Annotated in this window: 20 protein-coding genes; 10 read left to right on the top strand and 10 right to left on the bottom strand. The window is 67.9% G+C overall.

The window, feature by feature from the left end; genetic code table 11:
- Positions 1–13 precede the first annotated feature (13 nt).
- The gene (hemL, locus tag ABD768_RS12470) at positions 14–1,348 is read right to left on the bottom strand and encodes a glutamate-1-semialdehyde 2,1-aminomutase (protein ID WP_344840413.1); all 1,335 of its coding nucleotides are present in this window, start codon (positions 1,346–1,348) and stop codon (positions 14–16) included.
- 271 nt (positions 1,349–1,619) lie between these two features.
- Here hemL and ABD768_RS12475 point away from each other — a divergent pair, with 271 nt between their 5' ends.
- Complete coding sequence (locus ABD768_RS12475; RefSeq protein WP_344840415.1) at positions 1,620–2,999, top strand: lytic transglycosylase domain-containing protein; 1,380 nt, start codon at positions 1,620–1,622, stop codon at positions 2,997–2,999.
- Between the two features lie 156 nt (positions 3,000–3,155).
- On the opposite strand, the gene ABD768_RS12480 is transcribed toward ABD768_RS12475, so the two are convergent.
- Complete coding sequence (locus ABD768_RS12480) at positions 3,156–4,118, bottom strand: LLM class F420-dependent oxidoreductase (protein WP_344840416.1); 963 nt, start codon at positions 4,116–4,118, stop codon at positions 3,156–3,158.
- A 148-nt stretch (positions 4,119–4,266) separates the two neighbouring features.
- Complete coding sequence (locus ABD768_RS12485; RefSeq protein WP_344840418.1) at positions 4,267–6,108, bottom strand: S8/S53 family peptidase; 1,842 nt, start codon at positions 6,106–6,108, stop codon at positions 4,267–4,269.
- 138 nt (positions 6,109–6,246) lie between these two features.
- On the opposite strand from ABD768_RS12485, the gene ABD768_RS12490 reads away from it, so the two are divergent.
- Together ABD768_RS12490 and ABD768_RS12495 are read left to right on the top strand one after the other, a co-directional pair.
- Positions 6,247–6,936, top strand: coding sequence for a hypothetical protein (locus ABD768_RS12490; protein ID WP_344840420.1), 690 nt, complete (start codon positions 6,247–6,249; stop codon positions 6,934–6,936).
- A gap of 110 nt (positions 6,937–7,046) precedes the next feature.
- The gene (locus ABD768_RS12495; RefSeq protein WP_344840422.1) at positions 7,047–10,250 is read left to right on the top strand and encodes a glycoside hydrolase family 3 N-terminal domain-containing protein; all 3,204 of its coding nucleotides are present in this window, start codon (positions 7,047–7,049) and stop codon (positions 10,248–10,250) included.
- 54 nt (positions 10,251–10,304) lie between these two features.
- On the opposite strand, the gene ABD768_RS12500 is transcribed toward ABD768_RS12495, so the two are convergent.
- Positions 10,305–12,440, bottom strand: a complete 2,136-nt coding sequence (locus ABD768_RS12500) for an MMPL family transporter (protein WP_344840423.1) — start codon at positions 12,438–12,440, stop codon at positions 10,305–10,307.
- 238 nt (positions 12,441–12,678) lie between these two features.
- Here ABD768_RS12500 and ABD768_RS12505 point away from each other — a divergent pair, with 238 nt between their 5' ends.
- Entirely contained in the window at positions 12,679–13,254 is a 576-nt protein-coding gene (locus ABD768_RS12505; RefSeq protein ID WP_344840424.1) for a hypothetical protein, read from the top strand.
- A gap of 581 nt (positions 13,255–13,835) precedes the next feature.
- Here the strand turns inward: ABD768_RS12505 and ABD768_RS12510 are convergent.
- A complete protein-coding gene (locus ABD768_RS12510; RefSeq protein ID WP_344840425.1) occupies positions 13,836–14,753 on the bottom strand; it encodes a GlxA family transcriptional regulator in 918 nt (305 codons plus the stop codon).
- A 7-nt stretch (positions 14,754–14,760) separates the two neighbouring features.
- A complete protein-coding gene (locus tag ABD768_RS12515) occupies positions 14,761–15,360 on the bottom strand; it encodes a cysteine hydrolase family protein (protein ID WP_344840426.1) in 600 nt (199 codons plus the stop codon).
- Positions 15,361–15,589: 229 nt separating this feature from the next.
- Here ABD768_RS12515 and ABD768_RS12520 point away from each other — a divergent pair, with 229 nt between their 5' ends.
- The 4 genes from ABD768_RS12520 to ABD768_RS12535 all read left to right on the top strand — a co-directional run bounded on the left by ABD768_RS12520 (position 15,590) and on the right by ABD768_RS12535 (position 19,788).
- Positions 15,590–16,801: an aldose epimerase family protein gene (locus tag ABD768_RS12520; protein ID WP_344840427.1), complete on the top strand. Its 1,212-nt coding sequence runs from the start codon at positions 15,590–15,592 to the stop codon at positions 16,799–16,801.
- Positions 16,802–16,948: 147 nt separating this feature from the next.
- Complete coding sequence (locus ABD768_RS12525) at positions 16,949–17,905, top strand: GlxA family transcriptional regulator (protein WP_344840428.1); 957 nt, start codon at positions 16,949–16,951, stop codon at positions 17,903–17,905.
- On the top strand, positions 17,902–18,429 hold the full coding sequence (locus ABD768_RS12530) for a GrpB family protein (protein WP_344840429.1): 528 nt from the start codon (positions 17,902–17,904) through the stop codon (positions 18,427–18,429). Before ABD768_RS12525 ends, ABD768_RS12530 begins: the two co-directional genes overlap by 4 nt.
- A gap of 159 nt (positions 18,430–18,588) precedes the next feature.
- On the top strand, positions 18,589–19,788 hold the full coding sequence (locus ABD768_RS12535; protein WP_344840430.1) for a cytochrome P450: 1,200 nt from the start codon (positions 18,589–18,591) through the stop codon (positions 19,786–19,788).
- 50 nt (positions 19,789–19,838) lie between these two features.
- On the opposite strand, the gene ABD768_RS12540 is transcribed toward ABD768_RS12535, so the two are convergent.
- Positions 19,839–21,503: a hypothetical protein gene (locus tag ABD768_RS12540; protein WP_343975787.1), complete on the bottom strand. Its 1,665-nt coding sequence runs from the start codon at positions 21,501–21,503 to the stop codon at positions 19,839–19,841.
- A 302-nt stretch (positions 21,504–21,805) separates the two neighbouring features.
- Between ABD768_RS12540 and ABD768_RS12545 the strand changes: the two genes are divergently transcribed.
- Together ABD768_RS12545 and ABD768_RS12550 are read left to right on the top strand one after the other, a co-directional pair.
- Positions 21,806–22,063, top strand: coding sequence for a hypothetical protein (locus ABD768_RS12545; RefSeq protein ID WP_343975784.1), 258 nt, complete (start codon positions 21,806–21,808; stop codon positions 22,061–22,063).
- 300 nt (positions 22,064–22,363) lie between these two features.
- Positions 22,364–23,125: a hypothetical protein gene (locus ABD768_RS12550; protein ID WP_344840432.1), complete on the top strand. Its 762-nt coding sequence runs from the start codon at positions 22,364–22,366 to the stop codon at positions 23,123–23,125.
- A gap of 81 nt (positions 23,126–23,206) precedes the next feature.
- On the opposite strand, the gene ABD768_RS12555 is transcribed toward ABD768_RS12550, so the two are convergent.
- From ABD768_RS12555 to ABD768_RS12565, 3 genes are read right to left on the bottom strand one after another with little or no spacing between them, the layout of a single operon-like run.
- Positions 23,207–24,118: a DUF6807 domain-containing protein gene (locus tag ABD768_RS12555; RefSeq protein WP_343975778.1), complete on the bottom strand. Its 912-nt coding sequence runs from the start codon at positions 24,116–24,118 to the stop codon at positions 23,207–23,209.
- Positions 24,115–25,365, bottom strand: coding sequence for a Gfo/Idh/MocA family protein (locus ABD768_RS12560; protein WP_344840434.1), 1,251 nt, complete (start codon positions 25,363–25,365; stop codon positions 24,115–24,117). Before ABD768_RS12560 ends, ABD768_RS12555 begins: the two co-directional genes overlap by 4 nt.
- The gene (locus ABD768_RS12565) at positions 25,365–26,684 is read right to left on the bottom strand and encodes an ABC transporter substrate-binding protein (protein WP_344840436.1); all 1,320 of its coding nucleotides are present in this window, start codon (positions 26,682–26,684) and stop codon (positions 25,365–25,367) included. Before ABD768_RS12565 ends, ABD768_RS12560 begins: the two co-directional genes overlap by 1 nt.
- Positions 26,685–26,696 lie beyond the last annotated feature (12 nt).

Consider the following 26,696-nt stretch of genomic DNA (forward strand, 5'->3'; position numbering starts at 1 on the left):
GTTGCCGGTCCCTTCAGTTCTCTACGGCCGCTGCCGCGCGGGCGGCGGAGGCAAGTGCGGTCTCGAGCTGGGCCAGCGCGTCGTCGTCGATGGCGGCGCTCACGAACCAGGCCTCGAAGGCGCTCGGCGGCAGGTAGACGCCGGCGTCCAGCATGGCATGGAAGAACGCAGCGAATCTGGGCAGTACCTGGGCTCCGGCCCCGGCGAAGTCCCGAATCGGCCCTGCTGATGTCACGGCGCCTTCCGAAGACTCCACGAAGAAGACGCTGAAGAGGTTCCCGGCGTTCTGTATGTGATGGGGCACACCCTCCTTGGACAGCGCCGTCGTGACGAGCTGCCGGATGGTCGCCGAGGTCTCGTCCAGCCTGGCGTAGACCTCGTCCGTGGCCAGCCGCAGCGTGGTCAGGCCGGCCGTGGTGGCGATCGGGTTCCCGGACAGCGTCCCGGCCTGGTAGACCGAGCCCTCCGGCGCCAGGTGCGACATCAGGTCGGCCCGGCCACCGAACGCGGCCGCGGGGAAGCCACCGCCCATCACCTTGCCGAACGTCATCAGGTCCGGCACGACGCCGTCGACGCCGTACCAGCCGGACTTGGTGATCCGGAAGCCGGTCATCACCTCGTCGGAGATGAACAGTGCGCCGTTGTCCTTGCAGGTCTTGGCGAGGAAGGCGTTGAAGTTGTCCAGCGGCGGGACGACGCCCATGTTGCCGGGCGAGGCCTCGGTGATGACGGCGGCGATCTGGTCGCCGTACTGGGCGAAGGCGGCGGTGACGGCTGCCTGGTCGTTGTACGGCAGGACGATCGTGTCGGCGGTGGTCGCCTCGGTGACGCCCGGCGTACCGGGGATGCCGAGCGTGATGACGCCCGAGCCCGCCTGGGCGAGCAACGCGTCGACGTGGCCGTGGTAGCAGCCCGCGAACTTCACGATCTTGGCCCGGCCGGTCGCGCCCCGGGCCAGCCGGAGCGCTGACATGGTCGCCTCGGTGCCGGACGACACCAGCCGGACCTTGTCCACCGGCGTGCGGGAGACGATCTCCTCGCCGAGCTCGACCTCGGGACGGGTCGGGGTGCCGTACGACGTACCGCGGCTGACCGCCTCCTGCACGGCGGCCGTCACCTCCGGGTGCGCGTGGCCGAGCAGCATCGGCCCCCAGGAGCAGACCAGGTCGACGTAGGTGTTGCCGTCGACGTCGGTGATGTGACATCCGTCACCGGAGGACATGAAGCGCGGAACGCCGCCGACGGCGCGGAACGCGCGGACCGGGGAGTTCACCCCGCCCGGGGTGACGGCGGAGGCTCGGTCGAACAAGCTGGCGGACTGCTCAGTGAGGTCGGGCACGGCGGCCATTCTCCCCGACAGACCAGTGCGCCGGGTGGGCGGGGAGCACGCTCTCATCGGGCAGTTCTGCGAGTAAGCGGTCTCCAGGGGGTTCACAGCTGGCTTGTTACGCGCCAGTATGGGTACCCGGTGACCGTGCGTGCACTGTCTGCGCCCGACTCGTAACCCACACACGGGACGTGCGTTAGACCCGATAACGGACGGTGGCACCGGTACAGACGAGAAGATTTGTCCGCAGTGTGGGGCGGGGCAGGTCGATGAGTCACGGAGGGGATCATCGATGGCGAAGGGCAAGCGTCGCGCCATGGGCGGGAGCGGGTGGCGTCAGGTGGCGCCACTGATCCCGCTGGCGTTGTTCGCGAGCGCGTTCACCGTCAGTGCCACCGACGATCCGGCCGTCGCGACCGCGGCGCTGGATCAGGGGTTGGGGAAGAACAACCCGGTCGTCGTACCGAAGCAGCCGATCGAAGACCCCGCGAACGTGGCGGTCAACGGTGTGGTCGGCAACGGTGTCGACCCCGGTGAGCAGCCGACCCAAGTGGTCTCCGGCCTGTCTCGCAACGGCATTCCCAACGCGGCACTGAAGGCGTACTCGCGGGCTCAGCAGGTGATGGCGCAGGCCGATCCGACCTGTCAGTTGCCCTGGACCCTGGTGGCCGCGATCGGCCGGGTCGAGTCGAACCACGGACGTTTCGGCGGCAACTCGCTGATGACGAACGGGGTCGTCACGCCGGGCATTCTCGGCCCGCGGCTGGACGGTTCGGGCACGGCGAAGATCACCGACACCGACGGCGGCAAGCTCGACGGCGACGCGGCGTACGACCGCGCGGTCGGGCCGATGCAGTTCATCCCGCAGACGTGGCAGATGATGGGCGTCGACGGTGACGGCGACGGGGTGAAGAACCCGCAGGACATCGACGACGCGGCGATGTCGACGGCCGTCTACCTGTGCTCCGGCACCGGGAACCTGTCCAAGGCTTCCGACCTCAATGCGGCCGTCCTGCGCTACAACCACTCGCAGCAGTACGTCGACCTGGTGATCAGCATCGCCAAGGCGTACGCGGGCGGCAGCTGGATCGCCGTCGGCAACGGCACCGAGGGCGACGATCAAGGTGTCGACCGGGCCGGTGGCGTGGTCGACGATCCGAACATCGACGCTCCGGCCGACCAGAACCTGCCGCAGGCGGTCAACCTCCCGACGTACCCGGGGGTCAAGCCGACCCCGGCGCCGACCATGGTCCAGGGCGGCGACGGCAAGCCGACCACGTCCCCGACCAAGCGGCCGCCGACGACCTCGAAGCCGTCGACCCCGCCCACCACGTCGAAGCCTCCGACGAGCAAGCCCAGCACTCCGCCGGCCAGCAAGCCGCCGACGACCAAGCCGCCGGCCGCGCCGCCGGTGGTCGCGAAGCTGCAGACCTCGGTCGGCCTGATCGTCGGCACGGTCGGCAGCACGCTGACCGAGCTGACCAAGGCGACCACCTACTGCCAGTCGGAGCTGTCGAAGGTCACCATCACCCACCCGACCCAGCAGCAACTGCAGAAGTGCGTGACCGCGTTCCAGACCGGCGGCACCAAGGCCGTCGACCAGGTCATCCGCAACCTGCTCTCGCTGCTCGGTCTGCTCGGCATCCTCGGAGGCGGCCTCCTCGGCGGCTGAGCAGACACCCCCAAGGCCGGCGCGCCTGCCCCCACCCCTCCCTTAGGCGCGCCCCTGGCGACGCCACGGAACCTCTCCCCCCGGTTTCGTGGCGTCGCCCTTTACGTGATCAAGCGCTTAGTTGAGGATGTTTCAGCTTTGCCTTGCAGGCCGGCCTCAGGCGAAGCGCTTGGTGATCTGCTCCATCCGGTCGACCAGGTCGAGGTCGTAGGCCACGCCGGGGACGTAGAAGATCACGTAGTCGGCGCCGGCCTCGAGGGCCGCCTCGACCTTGTTCGCGATCTCGTCCTCGGTGCCGATCAGGTTGTCCTTGTCGAACCGCTCGCGGTTCATCGGGCCGAGCGCCTTCCCGGTCGCCTTGACCGGGTCGTCGCCCTTGTCGATCGGGAACGCGTTGATCCCGGTCGACTTGATGATCTCGTCGTAGTCGCGGCCGATCGCGTCGCAGTGACCCTTGAGGATCGCCGCCTTCTCCTTGATCACCTCGGGGTTGCCGCCGCCGATGTTGGCCGCGTCGGCGTACTTGGCGACCAGCTTCAGGGTGACGTTCGGGCCGCCGCCGCCGATCCAGAAACTCGGGTGCGGCTTGCGGACACCCTTCGGCTCGTTGATCGGCTTGTCGATCGAGTAGTACTTGCCGTCGAAGACCGGCTCGTCCTCGGTCCACATCTTGTAGATGATCTCGGTGGCCTCGCGGAACGCGCCCATCCGGTCCTTGAGCTCCGGCCACTCGTAGCCGTACGCCTTCCATTCGTGCTCGTACCAGCCCGCGCCCAGTCCGGCGTACAGGCGGCCGTGGCTGGCGACGTCGACGGTGGAGGCGATCTTGGCGTAGAGCGCCGGGTTGCGGTAGCCGTTGCAGCCGACCATCTGGCCGATGTTCACCCGCTTGGTGTCACGGGACAGCGCCGCGGTCGTGGTCCAGGCCTCGAAGGTGCTCTCGGTGCTCGGCTCCGGCACCGTGTGGAAGTGGTCGAACAACCAGATCGAGTCCCAGGACCCCTCGTCGGCCTTCTTCGCGACGGCGGTCATCGCCTCCCACTGCTCGACGGGGTCGCTGAACCCCGCCAGATCCATCTTCCACCCTTGTGGAACGAACAATCCAAACCGTGTTGTCATGCCTCCATCCAATAGGTGAGGTGCTGAACCGGTCCAGCACCTCACCTACTGAATTCCCACTGAATATCCCCACTCCAGCTTCTTAATCCCTCTTACGTCCGAAGAAGTGGAAGTGACGTCCCTCCACTTCTTCGGACGTAAGGGTCGGTTAGCGGGCGCTCAGTACTCCGGCGCCGAAGGCGGCGCCGTCTCGGTGGACGGCTCGGGCGGCGAGGATGGTGTTCAGCACGACGGGATGGATCTTGCCGCCGAACTCCTGCCTGGTGAGGGCGGCCACTCCGGCCGCTGACGGGGCCGCGGCGGACGTACCGAAGAAGCGGCACTGGCCTTCCACCGCGGTCGGGCAGGTGCCCGAGCCGAACGGTCCTACGCCGCTGACCGAGACGCCGTCAGAGGCCGTCCAGTACGGCGCCGGGAAGCTCTGGGACAGCGGTCCACTGACTCCCTTGCACGGACCGGGCTTGCCGCCCGGGCAGCGCGTGGTGGTGATGATCTGGGTCGGGCCGGCCGCGCTGAACGCCTCCAGCGCGATCGTCTTCGGGTCGACCGAGGTGCTGGCGTTGACAGCGCCGGCACTGGTCGCGAAGCCCAGGTAGTTGGAGTCCGGGTTCATCGAACCGGCCCGCTCCGGCGGGTCGATCGTCTGGACGCCGGCCGACAGCGCGCGCCAGCGCAGGTCGAGCACCGGCGCCTTCTTGGCCGACGAGGTGCCCTGCACGTCCACTACGAGCTTGGCGGGCTGCGCCACCCCGGTCGTGTTCTGGTAGATGAACTGCTCGATGGTGTCGCCGACGCCATCGGCCTGGACGGCGTTGCTGGCCGCGAGGCACTTGGTGCCGGTGGCATCCATCAGGTACAGGTTGAGGTCGGTGAACCCGCCCTGGCCCGCGGTCGGGAAGACTGCGCGCGGCTCACTCCACTGCAGCGTCGGCATGACCGTCGCCCCCGGCAGCAGGTTGAGGTCGTACGTCGTGTCGTCGCCACGCAGCTTCACCACATTGTCGACCGCGTTCGGGCAGCCGGTGAACGGACCCACCGCGCCGTCGGCTCCCTTGCCGGTGCCGATGGCGGTGACCCGCGGCGCATGCCGGCCACCGAGGTTGCCGGCCGACGAGCTGACCCAGATGCCGTGCGCGGCCAGGCCCTCCGCCGTCGCTGCGCCGATGCCCTGCTGGAAGGCCGGCTCGTCGTCGAGGGCGATGTCCTCGGCGATCATCGTCACGCCCGCGTTGGCGAGCTCGTGGAACGCCTCGACGTACTCGGCCGTGGTGTCCCGCGTGCTGGCGTAGGCGAGCTTCGCGTCCGGGGCGATGTCGTGGATGATCTCGAGCATCGCGGTGCCCTCGTCATCGTCGTACGCCGCCTGCCGCAGAACCTGTACGTCGGCCGGCAACTCGCCCTGCGCGATCGACTCGGCCAGGTGATCGACATCGCCGGAGATGGCGCCGACCTTCTGCCCCTTGCCGGTCAGCCCCCGCGCCTGAGCCAGGTCGGCCTTGTGCAACTGCACGCTCTCGGCCTCGATCGGCCCGACGTCGACCGCCGGCCGCAACGAAGGCCGCAACGCGCTGACCCAGCCGAGCGACGCCACCGCGTCGAGCTTGTCGTACGGAACGGTCGTCGACAGCAGACCGGTCGTCGGCAGATCAGCGCCCGGCACGGCCTTGAAGTCGGCCGAGTTCTTCAGCACCGACACCCCGAGCGAGGTGAGCGACGCCTCCTGCTGAGCCGTCACCGGCGCAGCCGCATAAACCTGTACTCCGATCCGCCCGTTGCCGCTGATCCCCAGCGAACGCGCCTCCGGCGAGGCCGTACTGACCTTCGCCTTGGCAGCCGCGCCCGCAAGCGCCGCGCTGTCCCTCAACAGTGTCGGAATCTTGGACGGCTGAGCCGCCACCGGCGCGGCCACAGCGGGTTGCACCACCGCCGCCGTCACCAAAGCCGGAGCAATCAGCAACAAACTGCTCACCAGATACGTCGACTTCTTCACAGAGCCCCTCCCCTAGCTTCGCGAACCTCGCACCACCGTGACGCAGCAACCAGACCCTGTCCAGAGCTCCATCCGACAACGAGGGGAATCCCCATCAACCCGCCGAAGTTCAATCAACTGTTCACCGAATCCACCCCTTTGATCGCCCAGGGCAACCACACCCGCGACACCCCGCCCGAGGAAGGCGGCCGCTGGCCGGTCAGCGTCGTACTACGCCCGCCGGCCGACTCCCCGCTGAGCCGAACCCTCGACCAGCTGACAGCGGAGGCGGCAGCCCTGGCCAACGGGCCGGACGCCGGCGCTGACGGCCACTGGCAGACCGGCCAACTCGGCTCCGCCCACCTCACGGTCCGCGCGCTCGAGCTTTACCGCCCCACCGTCGACCCCGACGAGCCGGCCATCAAGCGTTACCTGTCCGCCATGGAACGAGCCGCCACCGGCCCTGCCCGCGTCGAGGTCACCGGCCTCACCCTCACTCGCGGCACCGTGATGGCCTGCGCCGTCCCCCTCGACGACCAGGCCGACCTCTTCATGGACCGGCTCGAGGACGAGCTCGGCGACGACGCCTGGCACGAACTCCCCGACGGCCGGCGCGACATCTGGTATCTCAACCTCGTCCACTTCACCACCGGCATCCCCGACCCCGGCCGACTCATCGACTGGGTGCGGGCCCGCCAAGACACCACGTTCGGGGAGGTCGTCATCGACCGGGCCGAGCTCGTCCGGTTCTGGCATGCGCCGGGTGGCTCACGGCCGTACATGCGGCCCGAAGTACTGGGCAGTGCTTACCTCAGGAACCGGCTCCATGGGGGGAATCTTGCGGAGTGAGAGCGCTCTAGTTCCGGAACCGCCGGGGTATTGACGCCATCGGTTCGAGGGCTGAGAGTCGGGCGCGACGCGTGCGTGAGGCTCGCGCAGCGAAGCTGGAGGAGTCGCCCATGCCCAGGTGGCCTGTCAATCGATCGATTCGTTCCAGACGGCGGACGGCGGTGGTCAGCTCCGTCGCGCTGCTGGCCGGCCTGCTGCCGCTCGGAGTGGCTGCTCAGGCCAACGCCGACGACCCGGCGCCGCTCGTGCTGGCGGCGTTCGAGGGCGGCGAGCAGTTCGCCTCGCCGCCCAACGCCGGCATCTTCGGGTGGGGCAGCGATGCCGACGACCCGCCCACGATGGAGTTCCAGGCCCGCGCCGACGCGCCGGTCGGCGGCAAGGTGCTGCACGGCACGTACAACATCAGCGGGTACGGCGGTTTCAGCCACGACGTGCAGTACGACCAGAACCCGCAGGACTGGTCGGCGCACAAGGGCATCCGGTTCTGGTGGTACGGCCAGAACACCGCGCCGCTGCCGCCCGGCTCGGGCAAGCGGATCTTCTTCGAGATCAAGGACGGCGGCGCGAACGCCGAGGCGTCGGAGCTGTGGAACACCAGCTTCACCGACGACTGGCAGGGCTGGCACCTGGTCGAGATCCCGTTCGCCGACCTCGCCTACCGCGGTGACTACCAGCCCGTCGGCGGCATCGACCACGTGCTCAACCTCGACAAGATGTGGGGCTATGCGATCACCATGCCGGTCGGGACTCCTGGTGAGTTCGCGATCGACCAGGTCGAGGTCTACGGCAAGGCGGATCCGGCGCTGAAGGCGAGCATCGTCACCGACGCGGACGTCTACCCGGTCAAGGAAGGTGGTACGGCGAAGGTCAAGATCAGCCTCGCCACCACCGGCTCGGTACCGATCGAGGAGCCCGTCACCGTCGAGTACCGGACCGGAACCGGCACCGCCGGAGCAGGCGACTACACCCCGGTATCCGGCGTCATCACCTTCCCGGCCGGTACGCCGTCAGGCACCTCCCAGACCGTCAAGGTCATCACCCAGCGCGACACCACGGCGGAGGTCGCCGAGACGATCCCGCTGGACCTCACCGTCACCGGTGCGAAGCCGCCGGTCACCCAGCCGAAGGTCGTCATCAACGCGCACGACCTCCCGTACCTGAACCCGGCCCTGCCCGTGGCGACCAGGGTCCAGGACCTGCTCGGCCGGATGACCCTGGCCGAGAAGGTCGGCCAGATGACCCAGACCGAGCGCAACGCGCTGCGTTCCAAGAGCGACATCGCGACCTACGCCCTCGGCTCGCTGCTGTCCGGCGGTGGCTCCGTACCATCGCCGAACACCCCGGCCGCCTGGGCCGCGATGATCGACACCTTCCAGCTGAACGCGCAGGCCACCCGCCTGCAGGTCCCGCTGATCTACGGCGTCGACGCGGTCCACGGCCACAACAACGTGATCGGCGCGACGATCCTCCCGCACAACGTCGGGATCGGCGCGACCCACGACGAGGAACTGGCCGAGAAGACCGGTGCGGTGACCGCGGCCGAGGTCCGGGCCACCGGCATCCCGTGGGACTTCGCCCCCTGCCTCTGCGTCGTCCGCGACGACCGCTGGGGCCGCTCGTACGAGGGCTACAGCGAGGACCCCGCGCTGGTGAAGGTGATGGCCAGTGTCGTCACCGGCATGCAGGGCAAGGCCGACGGCAGCGAGCTGAGCAAGTACAACAAGGTGCTCGCGACCGCCAAGCACTATGTCGGCGACGGCGGTACGACGTACGGGTCGTCCACGACGGGTAGCTACAAGATCGACCAGGGCGTCACCCAGGTGACCCAGAAGCAGCTCGAGGACATTCACCTCGCGCCGTTCAAGACCGCGGTCGATCTCGGCGTCGGCACCGTGATGCCGTCGTACTCGAGCGTCGAGATCCTCGACGACAACGGCGCGACCATCAGCGGCCCGACCAAGATGCACGGCGACGCCGCGCTGATCAACGGCACGCTGAAGGACAAGCTGGGCTTCAAGGGGTTCGTGATCAGCGACTGGCAGGCGATCGACCAGCTGCCGGGCGACTACCCGAGCGACATCCGGACGTCGATCAACGCCGGGCTCGACATGATCATGGTGCCGACCAACTACCAGGGCTTCACCCAGGGCCTGACCGACGAGGTCACCGCCGGCCGGCTCACCCAGGCCCGGGTGGACGACGCCGTCAGCCGGATCCTGACCGAGAAGTTCAAGCTCGGGCTGTTCGAGCACCCGTACGCCGACAAGACCCGGCTCGGCACCGTCGGCTCGGCCGCCAACCGCGCGGTCGGTCGCGAGGCGGCCGCCAAGTCGCAGGTACTGCTCAAGAACGACGGCAACCTGTTGCCGTTGGCACCGACCGCCAAGGTCTACGTGGCCGGCAGCAACGCCAACGACCTGGGCAACCAGATGGGCGGCTGGAGCATCACCTGGCAGGGCGGCTCCGGCAACACCACCACCGGTACGACGATCCTCGACGGGATCAAGCAGGTCGCACCGACCGCCACGTTCAGCCAGGATGCCTCGGCTCCGCTGACCGGGTACGACGTGGGCGTGGTCGTCGTCGGTGAGAAGCCTTATGCCGAAGGGATCGGCGACGTCGGCAACAACGGCCGGACACTCGGCCTGACCGCCGCCGACAAGGCTGCCGTCGACAAGGTGTGCGGCGCGATGAAGTGTGTCGTGCTGGTCGTGTCCGGCCGCCCGCAGGTGATCGCCGACCAGCTCGGCAAGATCAACGCGCTGGTCGCGTCTTGGCTGCCCGGTACCGAAGGCGCCGGCGTGGCGGACGTACTTTTCGGCACGAAGCCGTTCAGCGGCCGGCTGCCGGTCACCTGGCCGAAGTCGGAGGCCCAGGAGCCGATCAACGTCGGCGACGCGGCGTACGACCCGCAGTACCCGTTCGGCTGGGGTCTCACGACGCAGGCCTCCGCCCGGGAGAACGTCTCGGACACGCGGAACGATCTGCGGCGCCGGGCTGGGTCCGACCCGAACGTGGTTGCGGCCACCGCGCATCTCGACCAGGCGCTGAAGGTGAAGGACTGGTCGGGGCCGCAGGCAACGACTGTGCTGGCCGAGCTCGGTCAGGCGGCAGCGGCTCTGCAGTTGACGACGGCGGACACCTCCAACCAGGACGACGCTATCGTCACCGGCGCCCGCTGGATCGCTCAGAACAAGATCGGGCAGAACCTCGACGAGGCTGCGTCGAAGCTCACGTCGGATGCTGAGCACCTGGCGTTCGACGGCCAACTGAGCAACGCGATCGCGAAGCTGACCGCGGCGTACAACCTGTAGCCGGACAAGGACGAGGGGGTCGGCGAGTTGCACCTCGCCGGCCCCCTCAGCTGTTCATACGGTGACAAGCTCACGGTCGTCGGAGCGTGCTGGCCGAGCCGCGGAGAGCTTGTTCGGCCACCAGGCCTTGCGGCCGAGCAGGACCATGATCGACGGCAGCATCACGATCCGGACCAGGGTGGCGTCGACCAGTACGGCGACCGCCAGGCCGACGCCCATCTGCTTCATCTCGATCATCCCGAGCGAGGCGAAGACGGCGAACACCGAGACCATCACGGCCGCCGCGCTCGTCACCACGCCCGCCGATTCGGTGATGCCCTTGCGCACCGCCTCCTGCGGCGACAGCCCGTCGCGGACCCCTTCGCGGATCCGCCCGAGCACGAACACGTGGTAGTCCATCGACAACCCGACCAGGATGACGAAGAGGAACACCGGGATCCACGACACCACGAACCCGGGCGAGGTGAAGTCCAGCAACCCTTCGGCCCAGGTGTGCTGGAAGACCAGCGACAGTACGCCGAAGCAGGCCGCCACCGATGCCAGATTGAGCAACGTCGTGACGAGCGCGATCGCCAGGCTGCGGAAGGTGAACGCCATCATCACCAGCGTCAGAATGAGCACGAACGCAATCACATAAGGCAGTTGATCCCGCTGGTGCTGCCCGTAGTCCGCCGATTGCGCCGTCTCCCCACCGACCGCCCATCGCGTCGACCCCAGCGTCTGCGGAGCCAGCTCGTCACGCAGCTTGTCCAGAGCCAGCCGCGCGTCCTCACTCGTATCCGGACGCACCGACACCAACGTCAGTACCGCGGTATCGCCCGCCTGCCTCACTTCACCGCCGGGCACAAACTCCTTGCTCGCAACCGCCGCGTCCTGCAACTTCACCAGACCGGCCGCCGCGTCTTTGCCTTGCGCAACGATATCGAAGGGCATGCCCTGCGACGGGAAGCTCTTCTGCAGCGCAGTCATCGTCTTCACCTCAGGGATGCTCTGCGGCAAGGTGCTCAACCCACCCGGCTCGGTCTTCATCCCCAGCGCCGGTACTGCGAGCGCCACCACCGCGACGGTCGAGATCACCAGCGCGACCTTGGGGAAGCGCAGTACGGGAGCCAGAATCCGCCGGCTGATGCCACCCGGACCGATGCGACGGTTGAGCCGCCACAGCAACGGTACGCGCGGGCGGTCGACCCGATGGCCGAGCTTCACCAGCAGTGCCGGAAGTACGGTGAGCGATCCGAGCACGGCAACTGCGACAACAACGATCGTCGCCGTGGCCATCGAGGAGAAGACCGGGTCCTGAGCGACGTACAGGCCGGCCATCGAGACGATGACCGCGAAGCCGGAGACCACTACCGAGTGTCCCGAGGTGGCTGCGGCGATCTCGACGGCGTCGACCGTGCCATGACCTCGTCGCCGTTCTTCGCGCTCGCGTTTGAGGTAGAAGAGCGAGTAGTCGACGCCGACCGCCATACCGATCAGCAGGACGACGTTCGCCACCGAGCCACCGTCCGGGAAGGCGTAGGACAGCGGCGCGTAGAAGCCGAGTGCCGCCCCGACGGCCGAGAACGCCAGCAGTACAGGGATCCCGGCCGCGATCAGCGCACCGAAGGCGAGCAGCATCAACCCGAACGTCAACGGCAGGCTGATCTTCTCCGCCCGCGCGAGGTCGTCGCCGACCTGCTTCCAGATTCCCTTGTCCAGCGACGCGCCACCGGCCTGCTCGATCGTCAGCTCCGGATTGGACTTCTGCACCTCAGCGGTTGCCGCAAGCAACTTGTCGATGTTGTCGGCGGCGTCGTCCTCGTTACCCTTCAACGAGATCGGCAGCAGCGCGGCCTTGCCGTCGCCCGACCAGACCGGTTGCCCCACCGAGGCCACCGCGTCGATCGCCGTCATCTTCTGCCGCAACTGCGCGAACGCCGCCGTCGCTGCCACCTTGTCCAGCTTTTGGCCGGCGTCGGTCACCAGCACGGTCTCGCTCGGCTTCCCCTCCAGCCCTGCATCGCGGATCAGCTCCGAAGCCGTCCCCGACTGACCGATCCAGGTGTCCTCGGCCTTCGTCTTCTGGGTGGGTATCGCGACCATCAGTCCGACCGCGACGACGACGAGCATCAGCCACAAGCCGATCGCCCGCCATGGATGGGTAGCACTCCAGCGCGCGACGCGCACCGTCACCGATCCCCTGCTCATCCTGGTTAGCCCTCTCGCCGTCCCCGCACGGGCGCTGTACCCGCTCACGACGAGCCTGGCGGCTGGCTGCCGAGTTCTCAGGAGTGGCAGCCCCCGTGGACCGGTGGTGCTAGGCCTACCTTCGCCCCTCCTGCCCGAACGGACACGTGGGCAAACTGCTCCCAACTTTTCGCAGAACCGCGCGTCTCAGTTGTGCCAGGCCAACGGGGCACGGCGACGAGAACAGAAAGCACGAACCATGAACAAGCACTTCACCCGGGTCCTGGCCACCGCCGCGATGCTCGGCACCGCAAGCATGCTCGCCACCGTCCTCCCCAGCGACGCCGCCACCCAGGCCTCGAGCCCGAGCTACACCTACAAGTGCTGGGGAACCTCGGCAGACCACTGCAACGTCACCGTGCAGGCCCCGAAGGGCTGGAAGTTCACCAAACTCGACAAGTTCCAGGCCCGCTTCACCAACGGCACCTCGCAGCTACGCGTCCGCGCGATCTACAGCAAGTACAGCCCGCGCTCCGTACAAGCCCAAAAGCTCGCCGCCCTGAAGAAGGTCCCCGGCCTGAAAATCATCTCCCAGAGCTCCGGCAAAAAGCCCACCCTCGTCCAAGGCAACGCCCCCACCGTCGCCTACTACGACATCACCTACACCTACCGCGACACCACCGGCGCCCAGCGCCTCGCCACCACCCGCTACGCCGACCAACTAGGCGACGGCCGCGCCTACGTCGAACTAACCGTAGGCGGCCGCCCCACCGACAAAACCGCCCTAACCCAAACCCTCAACCACGCAACCCAAACCGTCACCCTCGTCGGCTAACCCACCGACCATACGCAGCCCCACCCGTACTCGCCTTGCGCGTACAGTCTTGAGCCCACCCGAACCACCCGCGGGTCACCGCGTCGACTAAAGGACTCAAACGGTTGCTCCGGTCGGCGCACTCGCCCACCCGCACTCGCATCGCGCACCACACCGCAGTGCCCCCTCCCGACCCGGGAAGGGGCACTGCCGGGTTCGGTACCAGTGGCACGCAGCACCCGCTCCCCGGGACGAGCCCTGCGAGCGAACGCCGGTTGTTCGGCGACTGCCCGCCTACAGGACGTCAGCCGCCGAACAAGTCGCCAGCCGACCCCCGCCAGCCAGGGTGCGAGTAGGGCGCGATGATCGCCCGCACCCACCGAGGCGACAAGGACACCAACGGCAACGCGACCATCGGCAAGTGACCGACCGAGGCCCCGCACGCCAGCCCGCGCCGGCCATCCGAGTCCCCCACCCAACGCAGCGCACTCCCAGTGGTTCGGGTGGGCTCAAGACTGTGCGCGCAGCACGAGCACGGGTGGGGACACGTACTCCAGCCACCAAGCCATCCGAGCCCCCCACCCGACGCGGCACACCGCCAGTCAGGCTGGGATTGTTCTGGAGCGGAGGCGGCGGAGCATTCGGGCGTCTTCGAAGCCGACGGCTCGGGCTGCGGCTTCTACGGTGGTGCCGTGGCTGATCAGGTGTTCGGCTCGTTCTAGGCGGAGGAGTTGTTGGTAGCGCAACGGGGTGAGGCCGGTGGCGGTCGTGAAGAGTCGGGTCAAGGTCCGTTCACTGACGCCTACGCCGGCGGCCAGGTCGGCTAGGCGGAGCTGGTCGGCGTACCGGCTGTCGATGATGTCTTGGACTCGGTGGGCCAGGTCGCTGAGGTGGCCGCGGTGGCGGAGCATCGCGCTCTCCTGGCGGTCGTCGCCGTTGCGACGGGCGTAGACGACCATCTGGCGAGCGACTCGGGCCGCCGCCTCGGCTCCGCGGGCGGCGGCGACCAGGTGCAGCGCTAGGTCGATACCGCTGGCGATCCCGGCCGAGGTGATCACCCGGTCGTCAACGACGTACAGGACATCGCGGACCATGTGCGCCTTCGGGTAGCGCGCGGCCAGCTCATCAGTGAGGTCGTGATGCGTCGTGCAGCGCCGCCCGTCGAGCAGCCCGGCGGCGCCCAGCGCATCGGCGCCAGAACACACGCTGGCCACCGAACCACCGGCCGCATGATGAGCCCGCAGCCGATGCTTGGCCATCGCGGACATGTGCGGAGTCGGCGTGAAGGCAGGCGAGCGCCAGCCCGGTACGACGATCAGGTCGGCGCACCCAAGCTCCGGCCACTCCAACTGCGCCTTGACCGGCACCCCTTGGGCCGTGACGATCTCCGCCGACTCCGCGACGTAAGTCAGGTCGTAGCCGTACCCGAGGTCGTTCGCGGTCGAGAACACCTGGGCCGGACCGGCGAGGTCCAGCAGGTGCAGTTTCGGCAGCAGGAAGAAGACGACCCGGGTAGGCATGATCCGGTCAGGATGCCAGAACCGGTGGCGCAACCTCGTCCAGTGTCCGGATGGTGGCGAACCGGCCGGCCAGCACGTACTCGGTCCGCTCCACGATCGTCTCCGGGGAGAGCGTCCGCGGGTCGGCCAGTACGTCGGCCAGGGTCGCGTCGGCCGGCATCGTCCAGTGCGGCAACGGCGTGGTCGCGGTCGCCTCGGTCACGAACGTCACGTCGTACCCGAGATCGGAGGCGACCCGCGCGGTCGTCTCGCAGCACTGCTCGGTACGGATCCCGCTGACGACGACCTCGCGGACGCCGTGCTGGGTCAGGAGCTGCTGCAGATTGGTCGTGGTGAAGGCGTTGTGTGAGGTCTTGGTCAGCAACGGTTCGCCCTCGGCGGGCTCGAGTCCGTCGATGAACCGGACGTGACCGTTGGCCGGATCGAAGGCGCCCCCGGTCCCGGGTTCGGTGTGCAACACCCAGACGACCAGGTCGCCGTTCGCGCGCGCGGCGCGGACGAGGCGGTTCACCCGGTCGGCGATGTCGGGGTGGTTCACCTCGCTCCAGTTCGGCCGAACCCGGAAGGATTCCTGGACGTCGATCACGAGAAGCGCTGTCTGAGTCATGGCTCCATCGTCGGCGCCGAGCCCCACCGTCGGTAAGGCTTCAACCAGCCCCGAGCCGGACGGATCTGGTCAATACGACAGTCACACTGGCCGATACCGGCCAGTCATCGGACGAATTCGAACCGTTACAAACTATTCCAAACACTGGACAACCCTGCTTACAGTGCCCGGGTCGGCCATGTGCACGCTCTCCCCGCCGACGACCGCCCAGCACAAGTGAGGGGATTCCATGTCAGACAACCTGCCCCGCCGACAAGTACTGCGCACCGCCGGCGCGCTCGGTCTCGGCGCCGCCGCGGCCGGTGCGCTGAGCAGCACCGCGGACGCGAGCCCGGATAGGGTCGCCGCCATGAATGCGCAGCACGGTCACGGAAAGCTGGAGATCCGCAAGGATCCGTTCGGCACCACTCCCGAAGGCGTCGGCGTGGACGTCTACACGTTCACCAACGGCCGGACCACGATCTCGATGCTGACCTGGGGGGCGACCATCCAGCGGGTCGAGACGCCGGACCGGCGCGGCCGGGTCGAGAACATCAGCCTCGGCTTCGACAACCTGCCCGACTACGCGGCCCTCAGCCCGTACTTCGGCGCCACCGTCGGCCGGTACGGGAACCGGATCGCCAAGGGCAAGTTCACCCTCGACGGTCACACGTACCAGATCCCGGTCAACAACGGCGAGAACGCGTTGCACGGCGGCACGATCGGCTTCGACAAGAAGGTCTGGAAGGCCAAGGTCGTGAAGACCGACAAGGTGGTCGGCGTCGCGTTCACCTATGTCAGCCCGGACGGCGAGATGGGCTTCCCGGGCGAGTTGACCAGCACGGTCACGTACACGCTCGACAAGCAGGACAACCTGCGGATCGACTACCTCGCGACGGTCGCCGGCAAGCCGACCGTGCTCAACCTGACCAACCACGTGTACTTCAACCTCGCTGGCGAGGGCACCGGCTCGATCGACGGCCACGTGCTGGAGCTGAAGGCCGCGAAGTACACGCCGGTGGACGCCGGCCTGATCCCGACCGGCGAGCTGGCTCCGGTGGCCGGTACGCCGTTCGACTTCAACACCCCGACGGCGATCGGCAAGCGGATCCGCGACGACCACCCCCAACTGGTGATCGGGCGTGGCTACGACCACAACTTCGTCCTCAGCGGCAAGCCCGACCACGACGGCCTCCGCTTCGCCGCCCGCTTCTGGGAGCCCACCGAGGGCCGCACGGTCACCGTCCACACCAGCCAGCCCGGCGCCCAGTTCTACAGCGGCAACTTCCTCGACGGCACCTTCCAGGGGATCGGCAACAAGTCGTACCGCCAGGGCGACGCCTTCGCCTTCGAGACCCAGCACTTCCCCGACTCCCCCGACCACCCCACCTTCCCCTCCACCGTCCTCCGCCCCGGCCAAACCTTCACCTCCACCACCATCTACACCTTCGGCACGAAGTAGTACTCCGGGAGCTGCGTGGCCCTCCCCACGCAGCTCCCCACCAACCGACCGCGGCGCTCGTTCCAGCAACCAGTACGCAAGGTCGGTCCCGGCCGGCCACCCACCGCCGAGAGTGGCTCGATGGACGGCGTTGGCTAGATTCGAGCCATGAGGACAGTTGCGGTGCTGGCCATCGAAGGTGTCGTCGGGGTCGAGCTCACGGGCGCTTGTCAGGTGTTTGCGGCTGCCCATGACCCGGCCAGCGGAGAGCCGTTGTACGACGTGCGCGTCTGCGGCGACCGGGCCGGTACGACGGTGCGCGCGCACCGTTTGGAGATCTTCCGCGCCCAAGCCCCGTACAGCTTCGAGGAAGCGCTGGAGGCCGACACGATCATCGTGCCCGCGGCGTACAAGGCATCGGCCGAGGTCGTCGCGCTCGTGCGGGAAGCGCATCGGCGAGGGATCCGGATCGCATCCATCTGCACCGGTGCGTTCACGCTGGCCGAGGCCGGTCTGCTCGATGGACGGTTCGCCGCGACCCACTGGGCGCACGCGGAGCGGCTCGCGAGCGAGTATCCGCAGGTCGAGGTGGCGACCGATGTGCTCTACCTCGACGACGGGGACCTGCTGACCTCGGCAGGGGTGACGGCCGGGCTCGACCTCTGTCTTCACCTGGTACGCCGGGACTACGGCTCGGCGATCGCGGCCAACGTGGCACGGCGACTGGTGATGGCACCCCATCGCGATGGTGGGCAGGCGCAGTTCATCACCGCACCGACCGTCGCCGGCAAGGGTTCGCTCGAGCCGGTGATGCGGTGGATGCAGGAGAACCTGGCCGAGCCGCTGTCCCTCGCCTCGATCGCCGCGCAAGCGTCGATGAGCACGCGCACTCTGAGCCGCCAGTTCCGAGCGCAGACCGGCAGTACTCCGCTCCAGTGGCTCATCCGCCAACGCATCACCCGTGCCCAGGAGCTGCTCGAGACGACCGACCTCACCATCGACCAGATCGCCACCTCGTGTGGCTTCGGCAGCCCGCTCCTCCTCCGCCAGCACTTCGCCAAAACCCTCGCGACGACACCGACGGCGTACCGGAGGACCTTCGCCCCGATTAGCCTGCCTGGGTGACGATTCTGGCGGAGTACGACGAGGCCTGGGCCGGGCAGTATGCGGCGTTGGCCGCGGAGTTGCAGGAAGCCTTCGGGGACGCGGTCACCGAGCTGGAGCACATCGGCAGTACGGCGGTGCCGTGCCTGGTCGCAAAGCCCGTCATCGACATCGCCGCCCGGGCCGTCTCGCTGGAAGTTGCCTCAGGCAAGGATCCGCAACTCGCGGACCTCGGCTTCCACCACGAGCCCGCCGGCCCGCCCGGCCGGCGCACCTACACCCGCGTTGTCGATGGCATCCTCACCAGCAACCTGCACGTCTTCCCGGATGAGGTCTGGGACGGCCTCAACCAGCGCATCCTGCGCGACCACCTCCGCGCGACCCCCGAGGCTGTCCGCCGGTACTCCGAACTGAAACGCCGACTCGCCACCGAAGGCCTCTCCGGCTTCGACTACACCGCCGCCAAGACGACCCTCATCCAAGAACTCACCGACGACGCCCGCCAACTCCGCGGCCTGCCCTCCGTCCCCGTCTGGGAAACCTAGGCTGTCTTGATCGCTCCACCGCCGACGCCGGCGAGGCCGACACCGATGCGCTGGCAACCCGACTGATCGACACCCTCCTCCGCGGCCTCGGCGGCGACACCAACCCGACCCGCTGGAGCGTTGAGCGAAGGGTTACCTAACCCGCTTAGGGTCGGAGGTATGACGGAACCGGTGCTTGATATCCCGTTCGCCGACGCCTTCCAGTTCGACCCCTCACCGACCTTCGCCGAACTGCGCGAAGGCCGCCCGGTCGCGCGCGTGCGGACGCTCGCGGGAGCCGAGGTCTGGCTGGTGACCCGGTACGACGACGTGCGCATGGTCCTCGCCGACCCCCGATTCTCCCGGGCAGCAGTCGTCAAGCAAGGCGCCCCGAGAGTCGCGCTGGCCAAGCCGATGCCGAACAGCCTCACCACCACCGACCCGCCCGAGCACACCCGGCTGCGCAAACTGGTCTCGACGACCTTCGCGCACCGGCGCATCGAACGCACCCGCCCCTGGGTCGCCGAGCTGTCAGCGCAACTGGCCGACGACGTCGCCAGGGCAGGCGACGGCGCGGACATCCGCGAACTGGTCGCGCTCCCGTTGCCGATCCAGGTGATCTGCCAACTGCTCGGCGTCCCGTACGCCGACCGCGACCAGTTCCGCGAATGGACGGAACTCGGCTACAGCATGCGGATGGCCGAGAAGGATCTCGTCGAACAGGCGATGACCGACCTGACGGCGTACATCGACGAGCTGGTCACCCGCAAGCTCGCGACCACCGACCAGCCCGCCGAGGACCTGCTCGACGAGCTCGTCCGGGCGCGAGAGGAAGGCGATCGGCTCAGCCATGACGAGCTGATCTCGTTCGGCGTCAACCTGCTCGTGGCCGGCCACGAGACGTCGGCGAACCAGATCTCGAGTTGCGTCGCGACCCTGCTGCGCTGGCCGGAGAACTGGGCCCGGCTGGTCGGCGACCACGAGCTGGTGCCGTCCGCGGTCGAGGAGCTGCTGCGCTTCAACCGGTTCAGCGAGGTCGGCCAGTTGCGCGTGGCTGTTGAGGATGTCGAGCTGCACGGAGTACAGATCAAGGCTGGTGAAGGCGTGATGGCCGCGCTGAACTCGGCGAACCGGGATCCGCGTCAGTTCGAGAATCCCGACGAGTTGCAGCTCGATCGCAAGGACAACAAGCAACTGTCGTTCGGCTTCGGGCCGCACTTCTGCCTCGGCGCGCAGCTCGCCCGGATCGAGCTGCAGGAGTCCCTGCTCGCGCTTCTGCGCCGCTTCCCGAAGATGAGCCTCGCCAAGCCCGCCGAGGAGCTCAAATGGCGCCGGGTGCTGGTGAGCGGCCTCGCGGAACTCCCGGTCAACCTCGGCTAACTGGAAAGGAGGGGTGGCCCAGGCGGCCACCCCTCCTTCACAGCAACAACTCAGTTCTGCGAGTTGGCGACCAGCGTGAGGTTGCTGGAGCCGTTCTCCTTGTCGTACTCCGCGAGCAGCCGCGCGGCGTCAGTCTCGGACGACGCGATCGCCGACGCGAGGGTCGCCGCGGTGCGCGGACGGTCCTCGGGCCAGTCGGACAGCAGCGCCCAGGCGCGCATCCGCTTCTTCTCCAGGTCGCCACCGGCGCCGTTGGACTTCGGCCGCGGCGCCGCCGGACGCGACGGAGTAGTCCGCGCGGTGACCTCACGAGCGATGACGGCCGGCTCTTCGACCTGCTGCGTGACGACCGGCTGGGTGACGACGGGCTGCGTGACAACCGGCTCGACCTGAGCCTGCTCGACCACGGACGCGGCCGGCTTGGCCGCGCCGTTACGGACGACGGCCTTCTTCTTCGGCGCCGCAGCAGCCGTCTTGGCCGCCGCAGGCTCAGCAGCCGCCGGCTTGGCAGCCGGCCTCCGGGCCGGCCGCTTGTCGACAGCGGGCGGCTGCTCGTCGACCGGGTGCTCGGCGAACGGAGACTCCGGCCGCGGCTTGGCCACGACCGGCTGCGCGGCAGCGACGGCTGCTGCCTCGGCGACCGCTGCAGCCTCAGCCGCGGCGGCCTCCTCGATCACCTCGGCCTCGTCGGCTTCTTCGGTACTACGGTCGTAGGGCAGGTAGTCGACCGCCATCAACTCGCCGGTCATCGCCTCGCCCCACTGCTCGTCGTCGCGCAGCGGTACTCCGCCGGTCGGCCGGACCTGCTGGGCCGGCAACTGCTGAACGGGGATCTGCTGCACCGGTGGCGGCGTCGTGCCCTCGACGACCCACACGGCCGCGCGCAGGTCGCCACGCTCCTCCGGCTTCGGCTCCGGCTCGGGTGGCGGCGGCGGTGAGATCGCCAGCGTCAGCTTGTTGGTGATGACCTCGTAGTTGATCCGCTCCTCGAGCATCCCGGCCAGCCGGTCCGCGTCGTACGTCGTCTCGGCGATCTTCGCGAGCCGCTCGTCCTGGTGCTCCGAACGGATGTACTCGGCCACGGTTCCGGCGATGGCGTCGCGGCGCGCGTTGTTGCGCCGCTGCACCCGGGCGGCCCGCAGGCTCTCGTACAGGCCGAGGCCGTGCTCGAGTGCGATCGAGCGCGCGGCCCAGGTGACCTTGGGCTCGCGGGCCCACTGGACCACGCCGTAGACGGGTCCGGTGGTGGCCATCTGGCCGGCCTTGCGCAACGCGTCGCGACGGCGCGCGGAGCTGTGGATCAGCCAGAGCACGTAGGCGAACGCGGACAGGCCACCGAAGCCGAAGGCCAGGAAGCGCTCCTCCGGCCGCCAGTGCCCGACGACGTTGAAGACGAGCGCGACGATGGCCGCGAACAGCGACATCGCCCGGTAGGCGTAGGCCTGCTCACCCTTGCGACGGCGCAGGTCGGCAAGAGCGGCGGTGGCGACACCTCCGAGCTCGATGACCGCGACGGCCGGCGTGACCAGGGCGATCTTGAGGAACGGCGAGAAGCCCTCGTCCGGCCACGGGATGTGTGTGACACCGGCCCAGACCTGTCCGACGAGGGCGGCTGTGGCGGCGGTGGCGTAGAAGGCGTAGGCGACTTTGTCAGCACCGGTAAGGGGTACGTTGGCGAGCTCGCCAGTACTGGTGCTGGTGGTGTTCTCCTGCAAGACGTGGTCTCCTGACCGGTTTGGGCTCTCCGGCAGTTTCGTCGGTGGTGGTTACAGCGATGCCATCCAGGTGGCTGGATGAGGCTACCGGTTCCCGGGCCCTTCAGGGGAGGCGATACCGGAAACGATTCTCTACCGCTACCCCTACCTCCCCATCAAGCGATCACTTCACACCTGGTAGAGGGTGGAAATCGGGCTGATCGAGTTCGTTCGAAAACCGCGACGCCGCCGGCCGCGCGGACAAGGCTCTCAGCCAAGCCGGTGTCCCCACGACACCGATCCCCCTGCTCAAGGAGCCGCCCATGCGTATCACCGCAGCACTGACCAGCGCCGGTCTGGCCACCCTCGGACTGCTCGTGCTTGCCCCGGCAGTGTCGGCCCAGGCCGCAGCTACGGCCGGTACGTCGGTCTCGGTCGTCACCGGTTGGCAGGCGATCGCGAAGTACCCGAACTACCGCCGGTGCGTGGACGCCGGGCAGCAGTACGTCCGCGAAGGCTTCAACGACTGGGACTGCCGGCCGGCCGGTCCGAGCGGCGAGTACTGGCTCTTCGTGCGCTGACTGGAGCTGAGCTGAGTCGGGCTGGAACGCCGGGGGCGGGGTTCCAGCCCGACTGGGAGATCAGCTGGAGCACCACGCCTTCTTCAAGCTATACACACCCAAGTCCGAGGCAGTGCCTCGGCCGTCTGGAACGATCGATTGCCGACACGTAGAGGCGCTGTCCTCCCGGACGCCTGCCATCAGTCTTCGATAAGCTGCAGTGTCGATGGCTCAACCACCGGCGATCTGACCCGTTGCTTGATACGACTCAAACCGCTGGCCAGGTCAACGTACATACGCGTAGGTCGCGAGGAAGCACCGATGGCTGCAGCAGCTAAATCCCAGGACCGAATCCCGAAGCTCACCAGGGTTCAGCTGACGCCGCTCGGTCGCAAGCCACATGGCTGCCCGGCTGCGGTGACTCCCAGCTGGGCTCGGTTGACAGCTACACACAAGGCGATAACGGGTCTGTTCGACACCCTTCACGTACTCCGCGAGAGGTCAGCCGAAGAGGGAAATCCGCGCCGCCTAACAGAGGATCAACTTGACCAGGTCCGTGCCGCCATCGTCTTCACGTCCGCCGGACTCGACGCTTGCCTCCGGCGACTACTCCGAGACGCATTGCCAGACCTCATCCACGCGGGCGGCGCAGCGGACGGCAAGTTCACCGGCTATATGCACGAGCACCGGCTTCGCGGCGAGCTGACCAAAGCAACCAAGAGCGCGATCACATCCGCAGACCCACGAGCGCGTCTGATCGACCTTTATGTCGAAGATCTGGCCGGCTCAAGCCTTCAATCTTGGCAGGATCTCCAGTCAGTTCGCGATGCTCTCGGACTGACTGCACGAACTCTTGTGGATAGTAACCTCCAGAACCTCAAGCCCTTCTTCGCGGCACGTAACGAGATTAGCCATGAGCTAGATCTGGTCGATCCCAGCGGACGAGGCAACCGCGGGCGCCGGCACAGGGAGATGACAGCTGTCGGCTCTCAATGCGACCTGGTGATTCACGTGATCGAGGACTTCCTGGTAGACACGAGCAAAGCCATCAAAGCCATCCCTGCATCAACCCCAATTACCTAATACTTCAGTGCGATCGAGTCGTTCCACCTGCCTTACCCATCTCCAACTGAGTACTCGGCGGGGTTCCCGGCCCGATCTCGTTCACGCGGTGAGGGCCTTGGTCGCCTGGGTGGCGAGGAGGGTGGAGCGGGTGTCGTCCGAGCCTTCGTCGGCGACGATGGTGGCGTAGCGGAAGGTCAGGGTCTCGCCCGCGCGGAAGGGGAGTTCTTCGGAGAAGAAGGGCGCCGGGCAGACGGCTGCGAAGTCCTCGGAGCGGACGAACCATTCCGGTGGGTGGTTCGGGTTGTCGGAGGCGTCGACGATGATCAGCGTGGAGGCCCGGTCGACATCGTCGTGCTTGCCGGAGAAGCCCATCCAGGTCGCGCGCTGGCCGCGGAGTTCGTCGCCGCCCAGGCCTTGGGGTGCGAGCACCGTACCGCCGGTGAAGGATCGTGGGCCGCGCCAGAACAGGCCGCCGTACCCCGCATTGGGCCGGCCTGCTGTCGTCGGGCTGCCGATCTGGACCGTGTCGCCGGAGACGTTCGTCATCGCCGTCTCGTAGACGAGCACCCAGCCGTCGTCGGCCAGCCGGGTGGTCAGCGTGCGTTGCTCGTCGACGACGTGGACGCCGTCCTGCCGATGCCACGACAGGTGATGCGAGAAGCGGACGAACTCGTCCGTGACGTCGAGCGCGTCGATCCGGTCGTGGTCCATCGAGCCGTTGTTGTCGAGCTGTTCGTAGCCGTTGTCGATCGAGAACGTCGGTCCACCCCAGAAATTCTCGTGCCCGAAATGCGGCAGCGACCAGGTCATCCCCTTGTGCCAGACGTGATCGTGGGGCCGGAAGACGGAGACCAGATCGCCGCCGAGGGTACGGATCGGGTGCAGGTACGGCCGCGGCGACTCCAGTTGCGGGTCGGTTGGCCGGTACACGTAGGTGAACAGCTCGCGATCAGCCGCCGTGACCTGGATGGACCGGCCGATGGCGTGGTTGCAACCGAGGTTCTGCGTCATCTGTCGAAGCTCCGATTCTCTGTTGGTTGTGCCCAAGGCGCGCCGAGTTCGCTGAACAACTGCTGCCGCTCGGCCGCCTGCTCTATCCACTTCTCGATCCCCGGTACTACGGGATGCCGCTCATCCCCATCCCCCACCCAACTGGCCGCCACCTCCCCCGGCGCCGGCGCCGACCGAACAGCGTCGAGCACCCGCATGAACCCGCCGGTCTCCTCGAGCGGCGCGATCAACGCCACCCCGTCGCGCCGATGATCGAGGAGGTTCTCCAGCAGGTCATCCCGCCCGTACTGCGTCGTGCTGCCGCCCACCTCCAGCTCGTCGGTCGTGTAGCTCAGTACTGCCTGGCCCTTCGACCCGTAGACGGTGATCTTGGGCGGCTCGTCGTCGGTCGCGCAAAGGGTGAGCGCGGCAACGATCGCCGTACCGCGCGTCGTCCGGATCCGAACCGTCGAGGTGTCGTCGGCCTCGATCTCGTTGGCATGGAACAGCTCGGTCTCGACCCCTGCGACCTGTTCCGCACGCCCCGATCCGTCAATCAGCAAAGCGGCCGCCACCGAGTGAGCGAACGCGTTCGTCACCACCCCGTCCACCACCGGTATGCCGTCCAACGTCCGCCGACCGGCCCATTTGGCTCGCTGCCAATAGGCCCGTCTGCGCACCCACTTCCCCGTCGCGCCGATCCCTTCGATCTCACCAAAGGCGCCCTCGGCAACCATACTGGCGAGCGCGCGAACCGCCCCCGATCCATGAGCCTGAAATCCGACCTGACAACTCCGCCCGGTCTCCTCCACCACCTCAGCCAACCGCTCGAACTCCGCCAGAGAAGCCACCGGCGGCTTCTCCACCAACACATCGGCCCCCGCTCGCAACGCCAACTCCGCAAGCGCTGCGTGGGTATGAATCGGAGTGCTGAGCACAACAACATCAACATCCTCAGCACGCAACAAATCCGGCAGACCCGAGTAGACCCGGGGCTCAACCCGGCGGTCAGCCTCGGGCTCGGCGGCGGGCGCCCCGCCCGCCGGCGTGGCGGCCGGGGGCGCCAGCGGCGAGGCAGCCACGGGCGAGGTCCCCGCGATGGGAGGCCGGGCGCCCAGCAGCGAGGCGAGTTCTTCGGGGGTTGGGGGGCGGGGATCGGCGACTGCTACGAGGCGGCAGGCACCAGCTGCGGTGAGGTGGGTGGCTCGGCGTACGTGGGAGGCGCCGTGGCCGTGGATGCCGACCACGGCCACCCGTGGCAAGGACACTACTTGAGCTCCCCGCTGATCTCGTCCAGCATCGCCTTCGCTGCCTTGTCGGGCGACTGGCGACCGAACAGCACCTCGGTCGTGTACCGCTGGACGATCTTCTCCGCCTGCCCACCACCGACCGGCGGCGCAGGCGACGGCTCGCCGAGCTCCTTGCCGATGTCCTGGATGAACTTCGCGGACGTGGCATCGGCAGGCTGCAGCTTCGACGCCACCGCTTTTCGGATCTCAGTGTTCGGCGGTACGCCGCGTTCGGCCAGCAGGATGTTCCCGGCCGCACTCGCGTTGGCCAGATAGTTCACGAACTCGGCCGCCGCCTTCTGCTGCTTGGACCGCGACGAGATCGACCAGAACATGGATCCCTTGTAGTACGAGCCGTTGTCGGCCGCCTTGCCGTCGGTACTCGGGATCCGCAGCAGCTTCATCTGCTGTCCGGACGCCTTGTCCATCGCGAGCAGCTGGTTGCTCCAGATCAGGCTCATCGCCAGCTTGCCGGTCGCCATCATCGACTGGTCGAGCGCCGCGTTCAGATCCTGCGAGACCGCCTCGGCCGACGGCAGCGCCTTCGCGTCGCGCAGCTTCAGCACGTACTGGAAGAAGCTGGTCGCCTTGTCCTCGGAGACGCCGAGCTTGCCGTCCTTCGTCCACAGCGACTCGCCGTTCTGCCGGGCCCACAGATTCAGCGACGCCTCGTTCTGCCCGAGCGTGCCGGTCCCCCACGCCTTGCCGTTCAGCTTCGAGGAGATCTCGGCGGAGATCCGTGCATAGTCGTCCCAGGTCCAGGTGGTGTCGTCCGGCAGCGCCACCCCAGCGGCCTTGAAGACAGCAGGGTTCGCGATCACGGCGAACGAGTTGATCCCGGCATTCAGCCCGTACAGTCCGCCGTCGAACTCGCCGGCCGCCAACGTGTCCGGCTCGAACTTGCCGGTGTCGAGGCCGTCGGCCTTCCTCAAGTCGAGCAGCGCGCCGCGATCGGCGTACTCGCGCAGGTACTTCTCGTCCATCTGGATGATGTCGGGCGCGTTGTTGGCCGCGACCGTGGTGGCGAGCTTGTCCCAGTAGCCGGACCATTCGCCGAACTCGCCCTTGATGGTGACGTCGGGATGATCCTTCTGGTACGCGTCGATGGCCTGCTGGGTGAGCTTGGTCCGGGTGTCCGATCCCCACCAGGTGAACCGGAGCGTGACCTTGCCACCGTCGGACGATGACGACGGACCACCGGAGTCGCCACCACAAGCACTGGCGGCGAGCAGGGCAGACGCCAGCGCGAGGGCGGTGGCGGCACGTAGTACTCGCGGGGTTCTGCGAGGGAGCGGCATGACGGGCACCTT

It is taken from the genome of Kribbella ginsengisoli, from assembly GCF_039537185.1.
Classification (GTDB): domain Bacteria; phylum Actinomycetota; class Actinomycetes; order Propionibacteriales; family Kribbellaceae; genus Kribbella; species Kribbella koreensis.